This is a genomic window from Pedobacter sp. UYP1 (assembly GCF_040547305.1).
In the GTDB taxonomy this organism is placed as follows: domain Bacteria; phylum Bacteroidota; class Bacteroidia; order Sphingobacteriales; family Sphingobacteriaceae; genus Pedobacter.
The window spans coordinates 1-24,633 of sequence record NZ_JBEPPL010000006.1 but is presented as its reverse complement, the minus strand read 5'-3'; the positions used below and the strand labels follow the sequence as shown (position 1 = coordinate 24,633).

At 40.0% G+C, this 24,633-nt stretch carries 21 protein-coding genes; 14 read left to right on the top strand and 7 right to left on the bottom strand.

What is annotated here, in order from left to right:
• Window positions 1-9: 9 nt before the first annotated feature.
• The 5 genes from ABIB30_RS13755 to rfbB are packed head-to-tail and all read left to right on the top strand — an operon-like array spanning window position 10 to window position 4,995.
• The gene (locus ABIB30_RS13755) at window positions 10-1,320 is read left to right on the top strand and encodes a UDP-glucose dehydrogenase family protein (protein ID WP_354302915.1); all 1,311 of its coding nucleotides are present in this window, start codon (window positions 10-12) and stop codon (window positions 1,318-1,320) included.
• Entirely contained in the window at window positions 1,320-2,309 is a 990-nt protein-coding gene (locus ABIB30_RS13750) for a UDP-glucuronic acid decarboxylase family protein (RefSeq protein ID WP_068406929.1), read from the top strand. Before ABIB30_RS13755 ends, ABIB30_RS13750 begins: the two co-directional genes overlap by 1 nt.
• A 6-nt stretch (window positions 2,310-2,315) precedes the next feature.
• The gene (gene galE / locus ABIB30_RS13745; RefSeq protein ID WP_354302913.1) at window positions 2,316-3,338 is read left to right on the top strand and encodes a UDP-glucose 4-epimerase GalE; all 1,023 of its coding nucleotides are present in this window, start codon (window positions 2,316-2,318) and stop codon (window positions 3,336-3,338) included.
• Window positions 3,339-3,905 (top strand): hypothetical protein, encoded by a 567-nt coding sequence (locus ABIB30_RS13740; protein WP_354302911.1) that lies wholly within the window; start codon window positions 3,339-3,341, stop codon window positions 3,903-3,905.
• Between the two features lie 40 nt (window positions 3,906-3,945).
• On the top strand, window positions 3,946-4,995 hold the full coding sequence (gene rfbB / locus ABIB30_RS13735; protein WP_354302909.1) for a dTDP-glucose 4,6-dehydratase: 1,050 nt from the start codon (window positions 3,946-3,948) through the stop codon (window positions 4,993-4,995).
• A 157-nt stretch (window positions 4,996-5,152) separates the two neighbouring features.
• Here the strand turns inward: rfbB and ABIB30_RS13730 are convergent, their stop codons facing one another.
• Both ABIB30_RS13730 and ABIB30_RS13725 read right to left on the bottom strand, forming a co-directional pair.
• A complete protein-coding gene (locus ABIB30_RS13730) occupies window positions 5,153-6,385 on the bottom strand; it encodes an ABC transporter permease (protein ID WP_354302907.1) in 1,233 nt (410 codons plus the stop codon).
• 92 nt (window positions 6,386-6,477) lie between these two features.
• The gene (locus ABIB30_RS13725; protein ID WP_068406949.1) at window positions 6,478-6,828 is read right to left on the bottom strand and encodes a HesB/IscA family protein; all 351 of its coding nucleotides are present in this window, start codon (window positions 6,826-6,828) and stop codon (window positions 6,478-6,480) included.
• A 233-nt stretch (window positions 6,829-7,061) separates the two neighbouring features.
• Here ABIB30_RS13725 and ABIB30_RS13720 point away from each other — a divergent pair, with 233 nt between their 5' ends.
• The 6 genes from ABIB30_RS13720 to ABIB30_RS13695 all read left to right on the top strand — a co-directional run bounded on the left by ABIB30_RS13720 (window position 7,062) and on the right by ABIB30_RS13695 (window position 16,849).
• On the top strand, window positions 7,062-7,592 hold the full coding sequence (locus tag ABIB30_RS13720) for a DUF7935 family protein (protein WP_354302905.1): 531 nt from the start codon (window positions 7,062-7,064) through the stop codon (window positions 7,590-7,592).
• Window position 7,593: 1 nt separating this feature from the next.
• Complete coding sequence (locus ABIB30_RS13715) at window positions 7,594-9,141, top strand: acyl-CoA mutase large subunit family protein (RefSeq protein WP_354302903.1); 1,548 nt, start codon at window positions 7,594-7,596, stop codon at window positions 9,139-9,141.
• A gap of 193 nt (window positions 9,142-9,334) precedes the next feature.
• A complete protein-coding gene (gene dnaA, locus ABIB30_RS13710; RefSeq protein ID WP_068394970.1) occupies window positions 9,335-10,765 on the top strand; it encodes a chromosomal replication initiator protein DnaA in 1,431 nt (476 codons plus the stop codon).
• Between the two features lie 255 nt (window positions 10,766-11,020).
• Window positions 11,021-14,386 carry a SusC/RagA family TonB-linked outer membrane protein gene (locus ABIB30_RS13705; RefSeq protein ID WP_354302901.1) on the top strand — a complete coding sequence of 1,122 codons (3,366 nt, stop codon included), beginning with the start codon at window positions 11,021-11,023 and terminating at the stop codon, window positions 14,384-14,386.
• A 25-nt stretch (window positions 14,387-14,411) separates the two neighbouring features.
• Window positions 14,412-16,022: a SusD/RagB family nutrient-binding outer membrane lipoprotein gene (locus ABIB30_RS13700; protein ID WP_354302899.1), complete on the top strand. Its 1,611-nt coding sequence runs from the start codon at window positions 14,412-14,414 to the stop codon at window positions 16,020-16,022.
• Window positions 16,023-16,036: 14 nt separating this feature from the next.
• On the top strand, window positions 16,037-16,849 hold the full coding sequence (locus tag ABIB30_RS13695; protein ID WP_354302897.1) for a tyrosine-protein phosphatase: 813 nt from the start codon (window positions 16,037-16,039) through the stop codon (window positions 16,847-16,849).
• Between the two features lie 62 nt (window positions 16,850-16,911).
• On the opposite strand, the gene ABIB30_RS13690 is transcribed toward ABIB30_RS13695, so the two are convergent.
• The 5 genes from ABIB30_RS13690 to ABIB30_RS13670 all read right to left on the bottom strand — a co-directional run bounded on the left by ABIB30_RS13690 (window position 16,912) and on the right by ABIB30_RS13670 (window position 19,772).
• Entirely contained in the window at window positions 16,912-17,463 is a 552-nt protein-coding gene (locus ABIB30_RS13690; RefSeq protein WP_354302895.1) for an NUDIX hydrolase, read from the bottom strand.
• A 13-nt stretch (window positions 17,464-17,476) separates the two neighbouring features.
• Entirely contained in the window at window positions 17,477-17,881 is a 405-nt protein-coding gene (locus ABIB30_RS13685; RefSeq protein WP_354302893.1) for a hypothetical protein, read from the bottom strand.
• 3 nt (window positions 17,882-17,884) lie between these two features.
• Window positions 17,885-18,655, bottom strand: a complete 771-nt coding sequence (locus ABIB30_RS13680; RefSeq protein ID WP_354302891.1) for a TPM domain-containing protein — start codon at window positions 18,653-18,655, stop codon at window positions 17,885-17,887.
• 10 nt (window positions 18,656-18,665) lie between these two features.
• The gene (locus ABIB30_RS13675) at window positions 18,666-19,109 is read right to left on the bottom strand and encodes a TPM domain-containing protein (protein WP_111636433.1); all 444 of its coding nucleotides are present in this window, start codon (window positions 19,107-19,109) and stop codon (window positions 18,666-18,668) included.
• 81 nt (window positions 19,110-19,190) lie between these two features.
• On the bottom strand, window positions 19,191-19,772 hold the full coding sequence (locus tag ABIB30_RS13670; protein WP_068406961.1) for a LemA family protein: 582 nt from the start codon (window positions 19,770-19,772) through the stop codon (window positions 19,191-19,193).
• Window positions 19,773-19,978: 206 nt separating this feature from the next.
• Between ABIB30_RS13670 and ABIB30_RS13665 the strand changes: the two genes are divergently transcribed.
• From ABIB30_RS13665 to ABIB30_RS13655, 3 genes are all read left to right on the top strand, one after another.
• A complete protein-coding gene (locus tag ABIB30_RS13665) occupies window positions 19,979-21,520 on the top strand; it encodes an NAD(P)/FAD-dependent oxidoreductase (RefSeq protein WP_354302888.1) in 1,542 nt (513 codons plus the stop codon).
• A 78-nt stretch (window positions 21,521-21,598) separates the two neighbouring features.
• A complete protein-coding gene (locus ABIB30_RS13660) occupies window positions 21,599-21,958 on the top strand; it encodes a CoA-binding protein (RefSeq protein WP_354303340.1) in 360 nt (119 codons plus the stop codon).
• 305 nt (window positions 21,959-22,263) lie between these two features.
• Window positions 22,264-23,469: a PAS domain S-box protein gene (locus tag ABIB30_RS13655; RefSeq protein ID WP_354302886.1), complete on the top strand. Its 1,206-nt coding sequence runs from the start codon at window positions 22,264-22,266 to the stop codon at window positions 23,467-23,469.
• Window positions 23,470-24,633 lie beyond the last annotated feature (1,164 nt).

Genomic DNA, 24,633 nt, shown 5'->3' with positions numbered 1-24,633 from the left:
AATATCTATATGAAAATTGCCGTAATCGGAACAGGGTATGTAGGGCTTGTAACAGGGACTTGTCTTGCTGAAACAGGTAATACTGTAATTTGTGTTGACATCAATGAAGCAAAGGTTCTGAAAATGCAAAATGGGGAAATACCTATTTACGAACCAGGACTGGATGTATTATTCCTTAGAAATATTGAGCAAAAAAGATTAACCTTTACAACCGATCTTGCGGTGGCAGTCGCTTCTGCACAGATTATTTTTATGGCATTGCCGACGCCTCCCGGTGGAGACGGTGCAGCAGATCTTTCCTATATTCTGGGAGCCGCAAAGGACATTGCCAAACTGGTTACTGAATACAAAGTTATTGTCAATAAATCTACCGTTCCGGTTGGGACAGCAGATAAAGTACAAGCTGTATTCGCTGAACATACCGCAATCCAGATCGATGTGGTTTCTAATCCTGAATTTCTGCGTGAAGGCGTGGCAGTAGAAGATTTCATGAAACCAGATCGTGTAGTGATCGGTACAAGAAGCGAACGCGCCCAGAAACTAATGGCCGAATTATACGGACCTTACGTACGTCAGGGAAATCCGATTCTATTTATGGATGAACGTTCTTCAGAACTAACTAAATATGCTGCAAACTCATTTCTGGCTACAAAGATCACTTTCATGAATGAAGTGGCTAACCTTTGTGAACTGGTAGGAGCGGATGTAGATGCCGTCCGAAAAGGAATAGGCTCTGATGGCAGAATTGGTAAACGTTTTCTTTTCCCAGGTATAGGTTATGGAGGTTCTTGTTTTCCAAAAGATGTACAAGCACTGGCTAAATCGGCCGAAGAGAATCAATATGATTTCCAAATTCTGAAAGCAGTGATGGAAATCAATGAAAAGCAGAAAACCGTACTGGTTAATAAACTATTGAGTTATTATAAAGACGATTTAAAAGGAAAACACTTTGCCTTATGGGGACTTGCATTTAAACCAGAGACAGATGATATCCGTGAAGCACCAGCTTTATACATTATTGATGAACTCATTAAACACGGAGCAACAGTTACCGTTTTTGATCCTGAAGGAATGGAAAATGTGAAAGCTCAGATTGGAGATAAAGTTAGCTACGCACCAAACCAATATGAGGCATTGGCGGGCGCTGATGCCCTGCTAATTGCTACAGAATGGTCAGTTTTCCGCAATCCTGATTTTGAAAGAATGGAAGAGAAACTAGCGAATAAAGTTATTTTTGATGGTCGTAACTTATACGATTTACAGAAGATGATTGATTTGGGATATTATTATAACAGCATAGGCCGTAAACTAATAGATTAATGGAGCGTAAAAGAGTATTGATTACCGGAGCAGCCGGATTTCTGGGTTCGCATTTATGTGACCGGTTTATTAAAGAAGACTATCATGTTATTGCGATGGATAACCTGATTACAGGTGACCTTCAGAACATTGAGCATTTATTTGCTTTAGAGAACTTTGAGTTCTCTCATCATGATGTTTCTAAATTTGTATACGTACCCGGCAAATTGGATTATATCCTTCATTTTGCTTCACCTGCAAGTCCGATAGATTATCTTAAAATACCTATCCAGACCCTTAAAGTAGGTTCATTAGGAACACATAACCTGCTTGGACTCGCAAAAAATAAAAAAGCAAGGATGATTATTGCTTCTACATCAGAAGTATATGGTGATCCAAGCGTTAACCCTCAGCCAGAAGAATATTGGGGAAATGTAAACCCTGTAGGCCCAAGAGGTGTTTATGATGAAGCTAAACGTTTCCAGGAAGCGATGACAATGGCTTACCATACTTTTCATGGACTTGAAACACGCATCGTCCGTATCTTTAATACTTATGGGCCAAGAATGCGTCTGAATGATGGCCGTGTATTGCCAGCTTTTATTGGCCAGGCCCTGAGAGGGGAAGACCTGACTGTTTTTGGTGATGGTTCACAAACCCGTTCTTTCTGTTACGTAGACGATCTGGTAGAAGGTATTTACCGTTTACTCTTAAGTGATTACGCACAACCTGTAAACATTGGAAATCCTGATGAAATTACGATCAGCCAGTTTGCTGAAGAAATTATCAAGCTGACCGGAACTACGCAAAAAGTCATCTACAAAGACTTGCCAGTAGATGACCCTAAACAGCGCAGACCAGATATTACCAAAGCGAGAGCCTTGTTGAACTGGGAGCCTAAAGTGAGTCGTGCAGAAGGTTTGAAAATTACTTACGCCTACTTCAAAAGCCTGCCAGCTGAGGCACTGGTAAATAAAGAACATAAAGATTTTACAACATACAACCGCTAATTACAAATGGGAAAAATATTAGTTACAGGAGGAACAGGGTTTATAGGTTCTCACACTGCAGTAGAATTGATCAATGCAGGTTATGAAATAATTCTGGTAGATAATTTTGCGAACTCCAACCGGAAGATTCTGAAACAACTGGAAACTATTCTTGGTCAGCAACCTGAATTTACTGAACTTGATCTTTGTGATGAAGCAAAAGTAAAAGAGTTTGCGGCAGCGCATCCTGAGATTACAGGTGTGATTCACTTTGCAGCCTATAAAGCCGTAGGAGAATCCGTACAACAGCCCCTTAAATACTACAGAAATAATTTCTATTCATTAATTAATCTGATTAATGCTTTTGATAGTAAAATAGACCTGGTATTCTCTTCATCCTGCACCGTATACGGACAGCCGGATAAATTGCCTGTGACTGAAGATGCCCCTGTTAAAAAAGCAGAATCACCTTATGGAAATACAAAACAGATCGCAGAAGAAATTCTGACTGAAACCTGTGCTGTTACCCCAAGCTTAAAAGTAACCTCCTTACGCTACTTTAACCCGGTTGGTGCACATGAAAGTTCTCTGATAGGTGAGCTGCCAATTGGTGTACCTCAAAATCTGATCCCATTTATTACGCAATCTGCCATAGGTAAACGCGGGCCGATAACAGTTTATGGAAATGATTACAACACCCCTGACGGAAGCGCAATAAGAGATTATATACACGTAGTAGATCTTGCAAAAGCACACGTTGCTGCCATTAAACGTATGGAAAGTGGTCAGGCAACATCCAACTATGAAGTATTCAACCTGGGTACAGGAAAAGGTACGTCAGTATTGGAAATTATCGGTGCTTTTGAAAAATCTACCGGAGCCCAATTAAATTATACTATAGGCGCAAGAAGAGAAGGTGATATTGAACAAGTATGGGGAGATGTGACTAAATCTGCCGAACAGCTGGGTTGGAAAGCAGAACTTGACATTAATCAAATGATGTCATCAGCATGGGCCTGGGAAAATTATATTAAAGATAACCCATTTTAAATGTTATTAAAAGATCATAAAGACCTTAAAGCTGCGATAACAGCTATTCCTGATAAAGAAAAGGATAAGTTATTGCTTCGTCTGATCGCAAAAGATAAAGTACTCACAGAACATCTCCACTTTAAACTCCTGGAAGACGAGTCTGATCTGGAAGAAAGACATCAATTACTCAAAGAAGAAATTGATGAGTCAGTAGCGCTGTTGAATCAGCTCAGGAGGGCAACTTCCAAAGATGCACTGGTCATTCTCCGAAAGTTGAATGGGCGGGTCAATCACCATTATAAAGTGACGAAAGACCTCAATACGGAAGCAGAACTGAGATTGTACTTACTGAAGACTATACCTGCAGGGTATAATGAGAGTGTGCTTTCTCCAATGGCAAAATTTAATGACCGGTTGAAAACATACTTTTTAAGAACAACGTTAGCCCTGTATAAAAAATACGTGAAACTGCACGAAGACTTACAATACGATCTGAAGGAAGAATTCAATATCGTCTTAAAGAAACTTGATCAGTACGAATTAACAAGGGCAGCTTCAGAGCTGGGCCTTCCAAAAGAATTATAACGACATACCTATAAAAAAAAAGAAGATAAAAATAAGCATAATGAAGAAGATTTTAATAACAGGTGGTGCAGGATTTATTGGTTCTCATGTCGTGAGAAGGTTCGTTAATAAATATCCTGATTATCAAATCGTAAATCTGGATAAATTAACTTACGCAGGTAACCTTGCCAATTTAACAGACATAGAAGCAAACCCGAATTACAGCTTTGTAAAAGCTGATATTACCGATGCAGAAGAGATTAATGCCTTATTTCAAAAGGAAAACTTTGATGCCGTGATCCACCTTGCCGCAGAATCTCACGTGGACAGATCAATCACTGATCCTACAGCATTTGTAATGACCAATGTAATTGGTACCGTTAACCTGTTAAATGCAGCCAGAGAATACTGGAAAGGCGACTATCAGACTAAACGTTTTTATCATGTATCAACAGATGAAGTATATGGTGCATTAGGTGATACAGGGATGTTCACTGAAAGTACAGGTTATGATCCTCATAGCCCTTACTCAGCTTCTAAAGCTTCATCAGATCACTTCGTAAGAGCTTACCACGATACTTATGGTATTGATATCGTGATTTCAAACTGTTCAAACAACTATGGCTCTCATCATTTTCCTGAGAAATTGATTCCTTTAGCTATTAATAATATTAAGAATAACCTTCCTGTTCCAGTATATGGTAAAGGTGAAAATATTCGTGACTGGTTATGGGTAGAAGATCATGCACGTGCAATTGATGTTATTTTCCATGAAGCTAAAACAGGCGAAACTTATAATATCGGTGGACATAATGAATGGAAAAATATCGATTTGATCCATTTATTGTGTAAGATTATGGATCAGAAGTTAGGTAGGGCAGAAGGTGAATCTGCGAAACTGATTACGTTTGTGACGGATCGCGCAGGACATGATTTGAGATATGCAATCGATTCTACGAAGTTACAGGAGAAATTGAACTGGGTACCGAGCTTGCAGTTTGAAGAGGGCTTAGAGAAGACTGTGGAGTGGTATTTGGAGAATGAAACATGGTTGAGTGATGTTACTTCAGGAAACTATCAAAAGTATTATCAAACTCAGTATAACAGGTAGGTCTGAGTAGTAATCCCAGACTTACCACCAACCAGGCCGTGGAGTGCCTCATTGGGTTCAAAAACACCAGTAGCCATATTGCTGGCCTTGGCTCCTCTTCAGGAGGCGCCGACAGCAATATGGCTACTGGTGTTTTTGACTTTTGAAAAACGAAACTCTATTCATAACGTAAAGCCTCCACAGGATCTAACTTCGAGGCCTTTTTCGCCGGATAATAACCAGATGCAACCCCTACAAGCACACACAATATAAACCCACCGAAAATAAACAACCACGGAATAATAAACGAACCACCCATCATCAGTGAAATCGCATTCCCCAATAACACGCCGAACAAAATACCCATAGCCCCGCCCATCAGACAAATGATGATCGCCTCAATTAAAAACTGCTTTCTGATTACAGAAGGATTCGCACCAATAGCCTTTCTGATTCCAATCTCACGCGTACGCTCCGTCACCGAAACCAGCATGATGTTCATTAAACCAATAGAAGCCCCGATTAAAGTGATCACACCAATCGCAATCCCACCCACCGCAATCATCGCCAGATCCTTAAACAAAGTCTGCGCAAGTGCATCACTCTTGGTGATTTCGAAATCATTCGACTCCTTGATCTTAATTTTCCTGATATTTCTGAACTCAGCCGTAGCCTCACCAATCACATTCTCCATCTGTTCGGGCTTCAACACCATTACACTGATCGTATAAGAAGGATTTGGCGCCGCATTAATCACCTTAGCCTTGTAAAGCGGAAAGAAGATTGCTCTGTCCGTACTAAAGCCCATACCTGAACCCTTAGATACCAACACACCAATCACCTTCATCCTGTTGCCCCCGGCATTTATAAATTTATCAATCGGAGACTCCTTCTTGAATAAAGTAGTGGCAATCTCACTACCAAGAATACAAATATTTGCTCCCTGATCAGATTCCTCAGGCGTGAAATTACGGCCATTCGCAATATCAGCACCCAACGACTTCAACCCATTCTCATCAACACCCCTGATATTAATATTTGGATTTGTTTTCTGCTGCCCATACTTTGCCGTTGCAGCACCAGACGCTATCACACTTACCGTCACTGTAGCCGGGCCCACAAACTGTTTCTTTAACGCAATCGCATCCTCATAACGAATAGCCTTAGAAGACTTTGCTTCCTGGCCAGGGCCACCGAAACGAATCCCGGTACCCTTATTCCGGATGGTAAAAGCATTGGCACCCATACTCGAAAAAGCATCTGTCATACTCGTTTTTACCGCATCCAGAGTAGTTAGAATCCCTACCAGTGCCGATAAACCAATCGCAATGATTAATGCAGTCAGCATTGTACGCAGCCGGTTACTTCTTATAGATTGCAGGGCAAGTCTTATATTCTCTGTATAGGTCATTTCTTCGGGATGTAATTTGGCGGGCTTAAAAATAAAAAGTCCCGCTGTTAGGACAACGGGACTTTTAAAATGTTACAAAGAAAATGTTTTAATTATACTGAAAAGCTGGTTCCGCAACCGCAGGTGCTTTCTGCATTCGGATTACTAAATGTAAAGCCTCTTGAGTTTAAACCATCCTGCCAATCTACCTGCATACCCAGCAAATACATCTGATGTGCCTTATTCATGAAAATTTTCATTCCATTGATTATAAATTCCTGGTCACCGTCTTTTTTCTGGTCAAAACCCAGCAAATAGCTCATACCTGAACATCCGCCGCCTTCAACACCAACACGTAAACCAAAATCGTCAGCAATTTCCTGCTGATCTTTTAATTTCAAAAGTTCTTTTAAAGCCGTTTCAGTAAATGAAACTGGTGCAAACGCTGTATCTACTGTACTCATGATATTTCTAATTTGGAATAACAAATATATCCTTATGGTGCTCAGTCCAAAATCAGGATTGTTCCTGCAAAGATAATAACAAATGGTTTATACTGTATAACATAAAATGGCAAGACCGTCAATTTGACGTCAAGAATTTAGACTGCTTCTAAAAAAGCTGCCCAACACAAATGAATAAATTACGAGATTTCTAGAAATAAAAATACATTTTTGCTGAAGACAAACATAACCAAATGAACATACCATACTTTTTGACACTAGTGGCCATTCTGGCTATAGGAGGCAGTATTACCGTAGCTTTTGCCTGGTACCTGATCAGGAATAAAGTGCAGAAATATTTCCAATTGAAATCTTTTGAAGCCAGAAAAGAAGAGCGCAGTCATTTACTACCGCTCCGGTTGCAGGCCCACGAAAGAATGATTGTTTTTATTGAACGCATTAATCCTGCGAATTTGTTTGTCAGACTACACCAGCAGGGAATCTCTGCCAGAGAACTGCAAGGGATCATTTTAAATGAAATCAGAACAGAGTACCAACATAATGTAACCCAGCAGCTCTACGTAAACCCTGTCAGCTGGAACGTATTGCGCAAGCTAAAAGAAGACACCATCGCAATGCTGAATAATGCAGTAGCAGGACTACCTGCAGAAGCAAGCGGCATAGACCTCAGCAGAAAAGTTCTGGAACATATGGCATCGATTTCTGAAAACCCATATGACCTTTGTTTGGAATTGATTCAAAAAGACATTCATCAGTTATTTTAATATGGAAGAGAAAAAGTTTGTAACCAGCTCCGGCATTGAAATAAAAGCGACTTATACCCTCGCACAGCCGATGGCCGAAAAACCAGGTCAGTTTCCCTATACCAGGGGAATTCAAAAAGACATGTACCGTGGCAGGCTATGGACTATGCGGCAGTATGCAGGTTTCAGTACAGCCGAAGAATCCAATAAACGTTACCATTATCTCTTACAACAAGGGACAATGGGACTGTCTGTTGCATTTGATCTTCCTACTCAGATTGGCTATGACTCTGACCATGAAATGGCTGAAGGTGAAGTCGGTAAAGTTGGTGTGGCTATTGACTCCCTTAAAGACATCGAAACACTGTTTGACGGAATTGAACTGGAGAAAATCACCACTTCCATGACGATCAACGCTACAGCTTCTATCTTACTTGCCATGTATATCGCCCTTGCCAAAAAGCAAGGCGCAGATATCAAGCAGATCTCAGGGACTATACAAAATGATATTTTAAAAGAATATGCCGCAAGAGGCACCTATATTTATCCGCCAAAATCATCCATGCGGATCATTACTGATATTTTCGAATACTGCAGTAAAGAAGTACCAAAATGGAATACAATTTCTATTTCCGGCTATCATATCCGCGAAGCCGGCTCTACCGCTGTACAAGAATTAGCCTTTACACTAGCCAATGGAAAAGCCTATCTGAATGCAGCATTGGAAAAAGGGCTCGACATTAACATTTTTGCTAAGCGGCTTTCCTTCTTTTTTAATTGTCACAACAATTTCTTTGAAGAGATCGCAAAATTCCGCGCAGCAAGAAGAATGTGGGCAAATATTACCAAAACTTTGGGAGCAACAGATGAGAAGGCGCAGATGTTGCGTTTTCACACCCAAACGGGTGGGTCTACGCTTACCGCACAGCAACCCATGAATAATATCATCAGAGTGACTAATCAAGCCATGGCGGCCGTTCTTGGTGGCACCCAGTCATTGCATACCAACGGTTTTGATGAAGCACTGTCTTTACCTACCGAGGCAGCAGCTAAAATTGCTTTGCGCACCCAGCAGGTTATCGCTTTTGAAAGTGGGGTAACTGAAACCGTAGATCCATTAGCAGGTTCTTTCTTTGTTGAAAACCTGACTAATGAAATTGAGGCGGCAGCTCAGTTATACATTGATAAAATTGACGCCATGGGCGGCGCTGTCAACGCGATCGAAAACGGGTATATTCAGAATGAAATTGCAGATGCAGCTTATGCCTACCAGGTAGAAGTTGAAGAAGCCACCAGGGTGATTGTCGGCGTGAATAAATTTACGCAGCAGAAAGAAGGAATTACAGATACTTTAAGAATTGATGAATCGATAAGAACTATCCAGACGGATAAAATTAATAAACTAAAAAAAGAAAGAAATAATGAGGATGTTGCGATCGCTTTAGCTAACTTGAGGAAAGGAGCAGAGTCAACAGAAAATCTGATGCCGCTAATCCTGACCGCAGTAGAAGCTTATGCCACTTTAGGAGAGATTGCCGATGTATTACGCAGTGTTTTCGGAGAGTATTAATTGAATGTTAAAAAATAGTTATCCACATAATAAATTTAGGTTAACTATGGTATTACTCTGCTGATTAGGTACTTACTAAATAAATGAAATTTTAGTTTTTTTTGTTGATAATTTTTTGAATCTTCGATATCTCGGAACGTCAGTTTTCGCAGGCTGTATTCTTCGGGAAAATCATTAATATATTTAGGGCACTATGGAAAAAACTTGTACCGAAGTATGGAAAAACTGTCTTCAAATTATTAAGGACAATATCCCGAGCCAAAGTTTTAAAACTTGGTTCGAACCGATTTCTGCCCTTAAACTTGATGGCAAAGTTTTAACTATACAGGTACCTAGTTTATTTTTCTATGAATGGTTAGAAGAACACTACGTTGGTCTGCTGCGCAAGACTGTTAAGAAGCAGCTCGGCGATGAAGGCAGACTGGAATATAACATCGTAGTAGATAAATCTTCCAATAGCGGCTCACCTTATACTACTAACATGCCCTCCAACGGGAATGGGGCTGAAGCTAAAATGCAATCTATGCCAATACCTGTTTCTATAAACAAGGACATTAAAAACCCTTTTATAATACCAGGACTAAAAAAGCTGAATGTAGATCCTCAGCTCAACTCAAATTATACTTTCGAAAACTATATTGAAGGTGACTGTAACCGCCTGGCCCGTTCAGCAGGTTATGCTGTTGCAGCAAAACCCGGAGGAACTTCATTCAATCCGTTAATGATTTATGGCGGAGTTGGCCTGGGGAAGACCCATCTTGGTCAGGCTATAGGCAATGAAATTAAACGGACGATGCCCGATAAACTGGTTATCTATGTTTCCTGCGAGAAATTCTGCCAGCAATTTGTTGACTCCCTGAAAAATAATACCATTAATGATTTTGTGAATTTCTACCAGGCCATGGACGTGATCATTATGGATGATGTGCATAATTTCGCCGGAAAAGAAAAAACACAGGATATCTTCTTTCATATTTTCAACCACCTGCACCAATCAGGCAAACAAGTGATCCTGACTTCAGACAAAGCGCCTAAAGATCTGGCTGGTCTGGAAGAAAGATTACTGAGCAGGTTCAAATGGGGCCTTTCGGCAGATTTGCAGATTCCTGATCTGGAAACCAGGATCGCTATCCTGAGAAAGAAAATGTATGCAGATGGCATTGAACTTCCACAAGAAGTTGTTGAATACGTCGCCAATAATATTGATAACAATGTCAGAGAGCTGGAAGGGGCTATGGTTTCTTTACTTGCCCAGTCTACTTTGAATAAAAAAGATATTGATCTTTCTTTAGCAAAACAAATGCTGAAGAACTTTATCAAAAACACGACGAAAGAGATTTCTATGGAATACATACAGAAACTGGTATGTGAGTATTTTGAAGTCCCGGTAGACATGGTTAAATCACCTACCCGTAAAAGAGAAATCGTACAAGCCCGGCAGATTTCTATGTACCTGTCCAAAAGCCATACTAAATCTTCTCTGAAAACTATTGGCGCTTTCTTTGGAGGCCGTGATCACTCTACGGTGATTTATGCCTGCCAGACTGTAGAAGACCTGATTGATACAGACAAGAAATTTAAAGGTTATGTACATGATATTCAGAAGAAACTCAAAATGAGTTAATCCGGATACCCGCCTTTTCTATCCGCTCATCAAATTCTGCCAGCAAATATTACAAGCTATTGTAATCAATAAGTTACATCTTTTTGAGGGGTTTCTTCCTTCAGTATTGAATTTTTTAATTTCTTAACATTAAATGCAGAAATCTGCAACTTGTCCCCTAAAACAAGCTGATAAATCATTTTATCATATTCCAGAGCAAACAATTCCCTAATACCTGTCAGATATTTTCGTGCAGTAATAATCTAAAAAAAGCTCATGGAAAAAAAACTACCCAATTTTGTAAGAATGCTGCTGACAACTGCATTTGTATTATTAACCACTGTACAGCTATTTGCACAAAATGTGCCAATCAGAGGAACTGTCACAGACGAAACTAAAGCCCCTGTTCCTGGTGCTAGTATAAAAATAAAAGGAACCTCAACAGGTACAGTAAGTTCAACAAATGGAACTTTTGCATTAAGTGTACCAAAAGGCAAAACTATTACGATCACTTCTATCGGTTACCTGACTCAGGAAATTCTGGTCAATGGAGAAACTGCATTGCAGATAGAATTGAAGAATGATTCACAACAGCTAACTGAAATTGTCGTGACAGCCCTTGGCATCAAAAAAGATATCAAAAAGATTGGTTATGCCACCCAGGAAATTAAAGGAAGCGAACTGGTTAAAGCCAGAGAACCCAATGCAATTAATTCCCTGACTGGTAAAATTGCCGGATTAACCGTTGGAGGAAGCGCTGAGCTGCTTGGCCGTCCTCAATTGGTTTTGAGAGGAAGTACAGACCTTTTATTCGTAGTAGATGGTGTACCTGTTAATTCAGATACCTGGAATATCAGTGCTGATGATATTGAAACATATACGGTATTAAAAGGCCCGAATGCTGCGGCATTATACGGTTTCAGAGGTCAAAATGGAGCAATATTAGTTACCACAAAAAAAGGGACTAAAGATGACCGTGGTTTCAGTGTTGAATTCAATAGCAGCACGATGCTGGAAAAAGGATTTACCGCAGTTCCAAAAGCACAAACAGAATATGGTTATGGAAATGACTATAAATATGCTTACGGAAATGACCTTTACGATTTGGATGGAAGTTACCGCAGGACAAACATCTGGGGCCCTAAATTTGACGGACAGGGCGTAGCACAATATGATAGCCCGGTAGATCCGGTAACCGGAATCCGGACTAAAACACCATGGCTTTCTAAAGGAGGTAAAAACTTTGAGAATTTCATGCAAACTGGTTTCCTGAGTACGAACAATGTTTCAGTAAGTGCATCAGGCGAAAAATATGATATGCGTACCTCAGTAAGTCATACTTATCAAAAGGGGATGGCTCCGAATACTAAACTGAATATTGATAACCTGAATCTTTACGGCGGTTATAACTTCAGCTCTAAATGGAGAATGGATGCTAACCTGAATTTAAACTCGCAGTACACACCAAATATTCCGGACGTTTCTTACGGCCCTAACAGTTACGTTTACCAGTTTAAAGTATACGGATCTTCCAGCTGGGACCTCAATGATGTTAAAGACTATTTTGGTGGTCCACGTGGCCGTCCGGGATTGGTGCAGAATTTCGTAGAATACGGCAGACATAACAATCCTTATTTTACAGCTAACGAATGGCTGCACAGCCATAAAAAAACAGACATCAATGGCTATGCGAAATTAAGTTATAAGGTAAATGATAACCTGAACTTCAGTCTGCGTTCTCAAATTACCACCTGGAATCAAATGCGTACAGAGAAAGTTCCGCCATCCACGAACTTAAATCAATACGTAAATGATTACTATTTCAATAAATCCAATGGTGTTTATAACATCTGGTATGGAGACTACAGAGAAGATCAGCGGACTTTAGTGGAACATAACCACGATTTCCTGGCTAACTATAACAAAAAAATCAGTGATGACTTCTCATTCTCAGGTTCTGCGGGTGCCAACTTAAGAACATTTGAATATAACTCTACCTGGGCAACAACTTATGCTTTAACCTTACCGGGCGTTTATAACCTCGCTAACTCACAAGGCCCTGTTAAATCTTACAACTTCGGCTCTAAAATGCAGGTATCCAGTGGGTATTATACTTTTGACTTTGGCATTAAGAACTGGTTGAACATTAATACTACAGGCCGTGCAGATAAACTGTCTACCTTACCAAAAGGTAATGACGTCTTCTTTTATCCTTCAGTATCCTTAAGTTCAGTAGTCAGTGATTATGTTAAATTACCTGAAGCGATCTCTTTCTGGAAATTGCGTGGCTCTTTCGCAGACGTAAGAGGTGCATTGACAAGTCCGACAATTGGAACAGCATACAACGCCTTAACAGGTAATACGGTTGGTAATTTATTAGGGGGCGGTACTTATGGCGGTTACGGAACAGAGTTATACAGTTCATATGACGGCCCTACTTATGATAATCAGAATACCTATAACGTGAATACTTATTACAATAACACGCCATCAGTTGATTTCTCAAAGAATATCGCAAATAATCAAATTAAGCCATTTGATGTGAAATCTTATGAAGCAGGAACAGAAATCAAATTCCTGAAAAACAGATTAGGTGTTGATTTTACTTATTTCACTTCTATCAACGGCCCGCTGGTCTTTCAATTGCCGGTTGCCAATTCCACAAGTTATGCTACTGAAAGTGTAAATGCGATCACCTCAAAGAAAAAAGGATGGGAGCTTTCTATAACTGGTACGCCCGTTAAAACTCAAAGTGGCTTTACCTGGGATGTGATGGCCAACGTATCCACCTATAAAGAAACTTTAAGCAAAATCTATGACGGCGTAGATGGCTGGGCTATCAATAACCACAATTACAAAGTCGGAGAGCGTCTGGACGGGATTTACGGACGTGCTTATGTCAGATCTGCGGATGGACAAATTATCCATGATGCCAGTGGATTACCATTAGCACAGCAAGCAGGTGTAAACAATAACCAGTTATTAGGCTATGCAAACCCGGATTTCGTGTTTGGCTTTAATAATAGGTTTGGATATAAAAATTTCAGTTTCAGCTTTCAGTTTGATGGACGTATCGGGGGTAAAATATTTGATTATGCCTATGCACAGATGTTAAATGCAGGTACGGCGATTGATTTGGTGGAAGGACAGTACGGGGATGCGCGTTTAAAAGAATGGCAGAGTACTAACGGTGGAACCATCAATGCAACCGGTGCAATGGTAGGAAATGGAGTGGTGATTACTTCGGGTACCCCACATTATACCAACGGAAAAATTGATAACTATGACCAGCTGACTTTCGCTCAGAATACAAAAGCAGTAACACTGAGAAATTACGTACAAAACGGAGTTTATGGATTGTTTGATGAACCATTTATGATCAGCCGTTCCTTTGTGAAACTTCGTGAAGTAGTGATTGGCTATACGATACCTAAAAAGTTTTTGGCTAAAACAGGTATCAGATCGGCAAGTATCTCTTTAATCGGTAGAAACCTGCTTTATTTTGCTAAACGCAAAGACATCGATCTTGATCAGTATGCTTCAGGATTTAACCTTTCCAGCAAAGCCAATGGCGGTAAACAAAGCGATCTGCAAAGTTCTACAGCCCGCCGCTATGGTGTGAATATCAGTATAGGCTTTTAATCCCTCTTTTTAATCTTAAAAACAGATGAAACTACATATTATAAAAATAACCAGCGTGATAGCAATTGCACTTACACTGGGGAGCTGCCAGAAGGGCGATTTATTATCTAACCCGAACGTAGCGAATGAGAACTCAAATATTCCCGTAGCCCTTTTATTAAACCATTTGACCTGGAGCATGTACCGGGGCGGCGGTGTGGTAGAAAAAACTTCAAACGCAGTAGGAGAGGAACCATTTGGGCAATTGAGTAAATGGAATCAATTTACTGTTTCTACCAATGCTTATTACCGGGCAACGAATGCTTATGCTTTCAGTAATACGGCTACTGCCTACGATCTGCTGAGATACGTGAAACAAATGGAAAGCCAGGCGCAGGTACAACTTGGAACTACCAATAGTGTTTATAGCGCTTTAGGCAGATTTTTCAAAGCTTACAGCTTTGTCTGGTTAACACAGCGGGTTGGAGATATCCCTGCCGGGGAAGCTGGAGATTCAAAAAATCTGACTCCTAAATTTGAAGCGCAGAAAGATGTTTACAAAAGAAGTCTTCAATTACTGGATGAAGCCAATTCAATTATCACGATTGCAATTAAACCCAGTGTTGGTGTGGACAATTCCAACACAGTTGTAGGCGGAGATATTTATGGATTAACCTATCTGCAATGGCAGAAAGTGATCAATAGTTACCGCTTAAGAGTGTTGATCAGCTTAAGCAAACGTGCAGATGATAATGCAGACTTGAACGTTAAGCAACAATTTGCTGATATCTTAAATAATCCAGGTAAATATCCTGTTCAAACAGGTAATAGTGATAACCTTGCTTTTAAATACAATGCGACAGTAAATAAGTTTATCTATAACCCTGATGAAACTTACAACGTGTTTGAAAACCTGGGTAAAACTTATCTCGATCTGACCACTGCAAATCAGGATCCGCGTACTTTTATTGCGGCGACCCCTGCACCAGCAGAAATTAAAGCAGGTAAAACAGTGAATGATTTTACGGCTTACGTTGGTGGAAGTACTGTGTTAACCCAGAGTACACTTTCTGCAAATGATGCGAAAGGCATGTATTCTTATGTAAACTACAAACGTTACTTCACTACTTTCACCGGGCCGGATCCAGCAGTGCTGATCGGTTATCCAGAGCTATGTTTTAACATTGCCGAAGCAATTAACAGGCGTTGGGCAGCTGGCTCTGCAGCAAACTGGTACCAGAACGGGATAAAAGCTTCGATCAGTTTCTACGGATTAACCGAAGGACAGAGTTATGATATTGGTGATGTTAAAGGTGTTACTTTAGGTAAGGTTACGATAAAAATCAATGATTTTCTGAACCACCCGAATGTAGTTTATAAAGGGGATAATGCAGACGGCCTTAAACAAATCCTTCAGCAAAAATATGTAGCCTTTTTTGAGAACTCTGCCTGGGAAGCATTTTATAACTGGCGCCGTACCGGAATTCCTGAGTTTGCCAATAACGGGCCTGGAATTAACCCATCAGGTGCGATCCCAGTTCGCTGGCAATATCCGCTGGATGAGCAAAACAACAATACCGCAAATTATAAAGCAGCTGTTAGTGCGCAATATGGAGGTAATGATGAGGTCAATCAAAAAATGTGGTTACTTAAATAATCTTTGATAAATATATGAAAGCAATAGTAGTTTTATTCTTCTCTGCACTGGCCAGTCTGCAGGCTTCAGGCATTACCATTAATGATACCACCAGGTTGGTCCCTGTTCAGGGTGCTGTAAATTTCAGAGACCTTGGCGGTTATCAGACCAATGAGGGAACACAGGTTAAATGGGGCAAGGTTTACCGTTCTGCAGAAATCAGCAAACTGACGGATGCAGATCTTAAATTGCTGGCCCAAAAGCATATCAAATCTGTTGTTGATTTTAGGAGTGATGAAGAAGTAGCAAAAGCAAAAGACCGTTTACCTGCCGGTGCTTCCTACTTACAATTACCCGCAGGTAGTGAAAGTTTAGGTAATATCATGGCTATCCTGCTGAAACTCACTAGTGGAGATTCGCTAATGATCTCATTCTATAGTCAGACCGCGCATTTGAAAGATAAATATAAACCATTTTTTCAGGAGCTATTGAAAATGCCAGACACCGACGCTTTACTATTCCATTGCACAGCTGGAAAAGATCGTACAGGGATAGGTGCAGCATTGTTCTTACATGCTGTAGGTGTACCCGATGAAACTATTTTACAAGATTATCTGGCTACGAATGAGTACCGGAAAGCAGAGAATGAAAAGATGGTGAAAATGATGATGCAATTTGGTATTAAGGAGCAGGTAGCCCGTGATATGGCTGGAGTTAAACCTGAATACCTGATCGCTACTGTAAGGGCGATCACTCAGCAATATGGAAGTATAGATCAGTTTATGACTGAAGAATTAGGCCTTAAAGCTGATGATATTGCACTTTTAAAGAAGAAATATACAAATTAATCCAATGCAAACGGGCTGCCTTTACTCAAAGCAGCCCGTTTTATTATTTGATACTATTTTAATTATTTAATCGCCTCTAATTTCATCAATCCATAAAATAAGGCTGAAGTATGTAAGGACTGCTCTATTTTATTCTCCACAAGAAATTGTTTGACTTCTTCAATCGTATATTCTTCTACATTTAAGATCTCATGTTCATCCAGATCCTGATCTTGTGTCTTAATCCCGCCGGTCAATAAATAAGTAAATGTCCTGTTATCAGATGTCGCCGGATTAGGATAAAGTGTTGCAATCAGCTCACAGGTTTCAAAGGAATAACCAGTTTCTTCCAGTAACTCTCTTTTGACACCATGTTCCGGATCTTCACCCGGTTCAATAACACCACCAGGTATTTCCAATGAAATAATATCTGCTGCATGGCGGTACTGACGTACAAGAATCAATTTATTATCTTTTGTTAACGCAACCGCATTGGCCCAATCAGGATATTCCAATACGAAATAATCATCTTTTACTGCACCGTTCTGTAATTTACAGGTATCTACACGTAGCGTCGCCCATCTTTCCTGAACCAGGTATCTGGAGGAAAGCTTTTCCCATTTTTTAATCTCCATTCGTTGTATTGTATCAGGCGTGCTGTTTTAAAAAGTCTGTGACTGTTTTTTGACGGCTTAGATTGTTCATGTTTACTACATGATGTTTTACTTCTAAGGTCTGATAAGTAAGCTGTAGCTTTTCTGCAACAGACTTATTTTCTTCAGTCAGCACTGTGGTGTTGAATTTGAGGTAAAGCACTTGTGAAAGAATTTCCAGCTTTTCTGAAGGAAAATTTTTCTCCGTCAGAAAAGCCATGAAATCTGTTGCATCACAAGCTACCAGGTCTGTAAACAGGATTCCGAAATCGGATTCCAGCATTTCATTTAAACCATTGTCAGCCTCTTCCAGTCTGCCTTCCTGTTTTAATCCCAGGATTCTTGCTATTGCCTGTCCAAGTTTTTGAATCTCGGCAGTTATTAAATCTCTTTTATACATAGTTTACCAGCTTCCACTACTACCGCCACCACCGAAACTACCACCGCCGAAGCCACCAAATCCGCCGCCGCCACTACTGCCGCCACCGCCGCCCCAGCCACCGCCAGAACTTCTGCCGCTGCCTAATAACGCGCCCCAGAATAAAGCTTCTCCAACACCACGGCCGCCAATCACCTGGCCACCATCTCCACCACCACCTTTTCTGATGATAATAATGATCACTACAACGATGATAATAATAACTAATATCCCGCCAGAGCCACCACCTTTTTTGGCCGCTCTTGGGTTATCATTTTTATATTCGCCTTTGGTATATTTGATAATAGCTGTAGTACCCGCATCCAGTCCGGCATAGTAATCGCCAGCTTTAAATGCAGGTTTAATTTCATTGTCAATAATCCGCTTGGTGATGATATCAGGTAATACACCCTCTACACCATAGCCAGTCTGCATGGCAATTTTGCGGTCACCTAAAGCAACAACGATCATGACACCATTGCTATTTTTTGCGCCCCCAACACCCCAGCTTCTGCCCAGGCCCAATGCGTATTCGTTTATATCGTATTCACCCACACTTTTTACAATTGCAATCGCAATTTGTGTAGAAGTAGAGTCGTCAAATGCTACAAGTTTACTTTCAAGCTGTTGTTTCTGAGATTCAGACAGCGTGCCCGTATAGTCATTTACAAGTGTATTTGGTTTGGCAGGATAATCCTGCGCAAATGCACCTGTACAGAGTACGGTAAGAAATAATGCGATTAATATTTTCTTCATCCGGGCTTATCTAATTTGCTTCCTGCTTATCCATAAAAATAATATCATTCGGTAATTCATTAATATCTCCGCTGCGGTAAGGAAAATGTATTGCTAACTTTTCACCGATCAGTCCAATACCGGCGATCAGGCCATTTGCAATATTTCCACCAGCAAAATGAGCCTGCATAGCGATTTGTGTAGTTTCCCAGAAATCTTCCGGTACTAATTTATGAATCCCTCTGTCGCCGATAATGGCAAATTTATGGTCACCATGGGCAAGATAGATTAACACGCCATTTTGTTGTGACGTTTTATCCATACCCAATTTAGAGAAATAGGCAGTAGCTCTTTCAAAAGCTTCACCTTTACAATGTTTTTCTACAGCAATTCTAATTTCGCCTGAAGTCAACTTTTCAGCTTCACCAATTGCATTGGTTATCAGGTCTTGTTCTTGTTCTGTCAGAAATGGCATAATGATCAAAATTAAACAGATAAGGGTAATGCATGACTTATTAAAAGAACACACATTACCCTTAAATGTTATAAACGTTTACTAAAATTCTACTTTAGGCGTATTTTGTGCTCCGGCATCTGCCTTAAAACCAGCTCTTTGTTTGAAACCAAACATACCAGCAGTTAAATTATTAGGGAACGATCTTACTTTAACATTATAAGATTGAACAGCATCATTGAAATCCTTACGGGCCACAGCAATTCTGTTTTCAGTACCTTCCAACTGAACCGAAAGATCGCTAAACTGTTGTGTAGCTTTCAATTCCGGATAGTTTTCAGTCAATACCATTAATTTACCTAAAGCCTGTCCGATCTGACCTTGGGCAGCCTGGAATTTTTCTAGCTTTTCAGGAGTTAAATCATCTGCACTCACCTTGATCTGACTCGCTTGTGCACGTGCTTCAATTACAGCAGTTAATGTACCTTGCTCGAATTTGGCAGCACCTTTTACAGTACTTACTAAATTAGGGATCAAATCAGAACGTCTCTGGTATTGTGTTTCAACCTGATTCCACTTGGTTTTCACATCCTCATCCAGTTTAACCATGCTATTATAACCACAGCTACTTAAGGTAGTGGTGATGAACAAGGCAGCGATAACTCCTAATATTGCTTTTTTCATTTTTATCATGTTTTGGTTTCTACGTGTTAATTTACACATTAGAACTCAATTTCCGTACCTTTGTTACATTTAAGGAGAAAAACCTGACAACTTGTATGTAAAAATATAAGTTCATATGTCTTATCGCCTGTTTTGGCAGCTATCTTTATTTTAACCTCAGTTTTCTTATCTTTGCGGCCATTCGGGATAAATACCTGACGTAACTTATGCAAAAAGAGATAGAAATTACCATCGCCCCGGAAGAAGCAGGCCAGGAAGAACATATTTTAAACAAACTCTCCGCTGTTTTATCAATAAATAGAGAACATATCCAAGGATATAAAATCCTTAAAAGATCTATAGATGCACGTTCCCGTAAAGTTATCTTCAGAATGCAGGTTAAGGTATTCATTGATGAGCCCCGCCCCGAAGAAGAATTTACAGTCAATTATCCGGATGTAAGCGCTCAGAAAGAAGTGATCATTGTGGGGGCTGGGCCGGCTGGTCTTTTTGCAGCCTTGCAGTGTATAGAAAACGGGATGAAACCTATCGTGCTGGAACGTGGAAAGGACGTGAAACAGCGCAGAAGAGATCTTGCACTAATCAATAAAGAAGGGATCGTTAATACAGAATCTAACTATTGTTACGGTGAAGGTGGTGCAGGAACTTACTCGGACGGAAAGTTATATACCCGCTCTAATAAACGCGGTGATATCAACAAAGTACTTCAGATTTTTGTTCAGCATGGAGCTACAGATGATATTCTGGTAGACGCACGGCCTCATATCGGAACCAATAAACTTCCGCATATTATCACGGCTATCCGGGAAACTATCTTAAAAGCTGGTGGTGAAGTTCATTTTGATCAAAAGGTCACCGACTTTATCATTGAAGCAGGAAAAATTAAAGGGGTAGTTGTTAATGAACTTTATACTTTAACCGCTGACTCGGTTATTTTAGCCACCGGACACTCAGCGCGTGATATTTATACTTTATTACATCAAAAGGGGATCTTGGTAGAAGCCAAGCCTTTTGCAATGGGCGTCAGGATCGAGCATCCTCAGGCTATTATTGATGAAGCACAATACCATTGTCCGGTAAGAAGCGAGTTTTTACCACCTGCTTATTATAGCCTGGTTGAACAAGTGGGCAGCAGGGGAGTATTCTCGTTTTGTATGTGTCCTGGTGGGATTATCGCGCCCTGTGCAACTTATGAGAATGAAATTGTAGTGAACGGCTGGTCACCATCCAAGCGTAATAATCCTTTTGCAAATTCAGGAACAGTGGTTCAGGTCACTTTGGAAGATGTTCCGGGTGAAGATCCACTGCGGATGATGAATTTTCAATCCGAAATTGAAGAAAAGGCTTTTGCGATGGGCGGAGGTAATTTAGTAGCTCCGGCACAGCGGATGATCGACTTTGTCGAAGACCGTCTTTCTGCCGATTTACCAAAGAATTCTTACTTGCCAGGTACAAAAAGCGTGATGCTGAAAGATATGCTACCCGATTTTATTGCGACAAGTTTGAAGAATGCGCTTCCGCTTTTTGGTAAAAAAATGAAAGGATATTATACCAATGAAGCTATCCTGGTAGGAATTGAAAGCAGAAGCTCATCGCCGGTGCGTATACCAAGGGACAGAGAAACCTTTCAACATCCGGAAGTTGCTGGCCTTTATCCTTGTGCCGAGGGAGCTGGTTATGCCGGAGGAATTGTTTCTGCAGCAATTGATGGTGTAAATTGTGCAAATGCGATCCTGAAGTTTAGCTAAACAATTTAAGGGGGATGCTGTTTTTAAAAATAGTATCGCAAGATATTTAATGATACCGAAGCGTAAAAACAGATAATGATGAAGAACACACTAATCATAGGTGCGAGTCCTAATCCAGCGAGATATGCTTATCTGGCGGCCAAAATGCTGACAGAAAAAGGGCATTCGATTGTGAACGTAGGTATCAAAGCCGGCGAAGTTGCTGGTATTCCAATTGAAAAACCTTCAGAAATTCATACTGATGTAGATACGATCACTTTATACATCGGGCCTCATCTACAGCCTGATTATTTTGATTATATTCTTAAAACAAAGCCAAAACGTGTGATTTTTAATCCCGGAACAGAGAATGACGAACTGGAAGCGCTATTGGAAGCAAACCATATAGAGGCAGTTGAAGCATGTACACTGGTTTTATTATCTACCGGGCAGTATTAATCCAACCGACAGTATTAAAGCTATTCTTTTTATAAGTTAATAAAACACAGAAAAATCTGCAGACGGGGCTTTTCGATTATTCTGTCAATAGGTTACCATACTGCCAATAGGTTATCATACTGCTTGTTTAGCTTTTTCAGACTTAATATCGTCATCTTATTTATTTTCAGAAGGAAGGGAAAAAGCTGTGTTACAGGATATTCTGATATCTTTTGATAAAGATTAATTGCTAAAAGTATAAATCTTTGATAATTGATTACTATTTTAGATAAATAGGATACTTGTTAAGAAGAAATACCCGTCAAATGAAGAACCTGTCCTTGCTTAAAATAATAGTTTTTTATCTGTTAATTGGCATCACGGCGCTGCTTATTGGGCATGGACTGATTGATTGGGCTTCCGTAGTTTTAGTACATAACACTCTTCTTAATTTTCATGTATTGCTGGATTTGATATTTATGGTGATAGGGGCCGTAATTATTTTTTTCTCTATCCGGTTTTATCAGAAAAATCAGGAAACTACCGAATTAAATTATCAGAGATTATTTAATACCAGTCCAATCGCAATTTACGTGATGGCAAAAGGAAATTTTAAGATCCTTTCTGTCAATAAGGCAATGAAAAAATTATATGGTTATACTACGCAAGAGTTTTTGCAGATGACCACCTTCGATATCCGCCCGGAAGAAGAGCATGAACGAATTAGAAATTTTATGAATCATTGTGGTGAAGCTGATCCTGAATCTGAAATCTGGCTGCACCGGAAGAAAAATGGAGAGTGTTTTTATGTCAAGACAACTTTCCATCGTATTCCTTTATTGAAGGATGGAGCTTATGTGGTCATGGTCGTAGATATAGATAAGTCGATTAAAGATGAAAAGAAGATTAGTGATCTGCTTCATTTATATGAAACAGTGAGCCATGCTACCAATGATGTGATTTGGGATTATGATTTTGTAGCTGATCAGCTGAAATGGATGCAAGGCTATAATGAGACTTATGGATATTCAAAAGATTCAAGTCCTGATATTTTCAGAGCAATGCAGAAGATCCATCCGGATGACCGGGTATTAGTCATGGAATCTTTTAAGAATATTATTACGGATAAACAGAAATACTTCTTTGCGGAATATCGGTATAGGTGTGCTGATGGTTCTTTTAAATATATCAGGGACCGCGGGTATGCAATTTTTGATCAGCATGGGGAGCCTGTCCGGATGATAGGAGCAATGCAGGATATTGATAAACAGAAAAAATATGAGCAGCAACTGCTGAGCCAGAATGAGCAACTTAAAGAGATTGCCTGGTTAAATTCTCACCAGGTGAGAAGGCCGCTGAGTAATATACTTGCATTGATCAGCTTGATTAAAGATTCTCCGGGTAACCAGGATGTGCTGGAATTAATTGATTTTCTTGCGGTATCTTCCAAAGAGCTGGATGATGCGGTTATTATGATCAACAAGCAAACCATGGAAGGGAAAGCTGCCCAGCTTTCTGAGGATGTTGCTTAATTACAAAATTTAAGATTTTCTTGTTTAGGGATTCAGTTCAACAAATTTTAGGTTGAGATGGGTTTGGTGTGAGGTTTTTTCTGAGGGGATAGGTTTCTTTTGAGGCATGCAGACAAAATTAACTTGGTAAAAGAGATGAAGTAAAGTAAAAGCGATAGAATAACCTATGAGGTCAAGTGATTCTAGTACACTACGGAAGAAAAGTGCCACTGTAGTGGGTTAGAACGACATTGAGACGGTGCTAGAGTGAATGGGAAATGTTGTGCCCCTGTTTTCTGGTGTTTCAGGCAAGTTACTGGCTGTGTTCTCCAGCAGGTTGTAACAGACTTTAAACGGAGTTGATACGGGGTTGAAACGCTTCGAGCCGTATCAACCCCGTATCAACTCCGTTTGAAGTCCGTATCAAAGTGCAACACAACCCAGCCACAATAGAGCTTGAACAGTCGGTGAAAAGGGGTTTAAAGGGGATTTGAACAGGTGAAATGTACTTGCGAGGGTATAATTGAAGTCTTTTTGGAATCAATTCAGGTGGTAATTGGGCATTTTGTGGATTTTATCAGGGTTTTAAGGGAATAATAAGAATGTTGTGAATCATAGACCAGAATAGCATTGGACATAAATAGAGGTAGGATTCTTTGTTTTGGCTGGTTTGAACGGGGAATAATATCCTGGTATTGCTGCGGGGGAATTTAGTTTGAAGTATTTCGTGTTGTAAATCATGCAGTTAGCGATTGTATACAATTATTAGTGTGCTATTGTTTGGTATCCGGGTTTATTTTCCTACTTTTGCATCCCGCTTCGGAGGAAGTGAAACAGAGAAAAGGATGAGTGCTGAGGATTGAAAGGATGTAAAGTAGAGGTTGTTGTTAAGCTTCAGAAAGGGTTTAAAACTTTCTAAAAATAAAAAAATAAAAAGCTTGACAAAACGAAAAAGATTTCTACCTTTGCAGTCCCAACAAAAACGGGAAGCTTTACAACGGATGTTGACGAGGCGATAACAACAAGATTGAAACGATGAAATACTGGGAATGAATCAGGAAGATTAAGACCTGAGGATTAGAAGGAAAGTCATTGCAACATATAAAAGGCAACCGTGAGGTAATGCCGAGAAGTTCATTAAAGAGATGTCATTTACAAACGTAGCGAGGTAAACACGTACAAGTT

What these genes read in the sequence shown, in the direction of transcription:
- ABIB30_RS13755 (WP_354302915.1), top strand. Translation starts at nt 10, where the DNA reads ATGAAAATTGCCGTAATCGGAACAGGGTATGTAGGGCTTGTAACAGGG.
- ABIB30_RS13750 (WP_068406929.1), top strand. Translation starts at nt 1,320, where the DNA reads ATGGAGCGTAAAAGAGTATTGATTACCGGAGCAGCCGGATTTCTGGGT.
- galE (WP_354302913.1), top strand. Translation starts at nt 2,316, where the DNA reads ATGGGAAAAATATTAGTTACAGGAGGAACAGGGTTTATAGGTTCTCAC.
- ABIB30_RS13740 (WP_354302911.1), top strand. Translation starts at nt 3,339, where the DNA reads ATGTTATTAAAAGATCATAAAGACCTTAAAGCTGCGATAACAGCTATT.
- rfbB (WP_354302909.1), top strand. Translation starts at nt 3,946, where the DNA reads ATGAAGAAGATTTTAATAACAGGTGGTGCAGGATTTATTGGTTCTCAT.
- ABIB30_RS13730 (WP_354302907.1), bottom strand. Translation starts at nt 6,385, where the DNA reads ATGACCTATACAGAGAATATAAGACTTGCCCTGCAATCTATAAGAAGT.
- ABIB30_RS13725 (WP_068406949.1), bottom strand. Translation starts at nt 6,828, where the DNA reads ATGAGTACAGTAGATACAGCGTTTGCACCAGTTTCATTTACTGAAACG.
- ABIB30_RS13720 (WP_354302905.1), top strand. Translation starts at nt 7,062, where the DNA reads ATGAACATACCATACTTTTTGACACTAGTGGCCATTCTGGCTATAGGA.
- ABIB30_RS13715 (WP_354302903.1), top strand. Translation starts at nt 7,594, where the DNA reads ATGGAAGAGAAAAAGTTTGTAACCAGCTCCGGCATTGAAATAAAAGCG.
- dnaA (WP_068394970.1), top strand. Translation starts at nt 9,335, where the DNA reads ATGGAAAAAACTTGTACCGAAGTATGGAAAAACTGTCTTCAAATTATT.
- ABIB30_RS13705 (WP_354302901.1), top strand. Translation starts at nt 11,021, where the DNA reads ATGGAAAAAAAACTACCCAATTTTGTAAGAATGCTGCTGACAACTGCA.
- ABIB30_RS13700 (WP_354302899.1), top strand. Translation starts at nt 14,412, where the DNA reads ATGAAACTACATATTATAAAAATAACCAGCGTGATAGCAATTGCACTT.
- ABIB30_RS13695 (WP_354302897.1), top strand. Translation starts at nt 16,037, where the DNA reads ATGAAAGCAATAGTAGTTTTATTCTTCTCTGCACTGGCCAGTCTGCAG.
- ABIB30_RS13690 (WP_354302895.1), bottom strand. Translation starts at nt 17,463, where the DNA reads ATGGAGATTAAAAAATGGGAAAAGCTTTCCTCCAGATACCTGGTTCAG.
- ABIB30_RS13685 (WP_354302893.1), bottom strand. Translation starts at nt 17,881, where the DNA reads ATGTATAAAAGAGATTTAATAACTGCCGAGATTCAAAAACTTGGACAG.
- ABIB30_RS13680 (WP_354302891.1), bottom strand. Translation starts at nt 18,655, where the DNA reads ATGAAGAAAATATTAATCGCATTATTTCTTACCGTACTCTGTACAGGT.
- ABIB30_RS13675 (WP_111636433.1), bottom strand. Translation starts at nt 19,109, where the DNA reads ATGCCATTTCTGACAGAACAAGAACAAGACCTGATAACCAATGCAATT.
- ABIB30_RS13670 (WP_068406961.1), bottom strand. Translation starts at nt 19,772, where the DNA reads ATGAAAAAAGCAATATTAGGAGTTATCGCTGCCTTGTTCATCACCACT.
- ABIB30_RS13665 (WP_354302888.1), top strand. Translation starts at nt 19,979, where the DNA reads ATGCAAAAAGAGATAGAAATTACCATCGCCCCGGAAGAAGCAGGCCAG.
- ABIB30_RS13660 (WP_354303340.1), top strand. Translation starts at nt 21,599, where the DNA reads ATGAAGAACACACTAATCATAGGTGCGAGTCCTAATCCAGCGAGATAT.
- ABIB30_RS13655 (WP_354302886.1), top strand. Translation starts at nt 22,264, where the DNA reads ATGAAGAACCTGTCCTTGCTTAAAATAATAGTTTTTTATCTGTTAATT.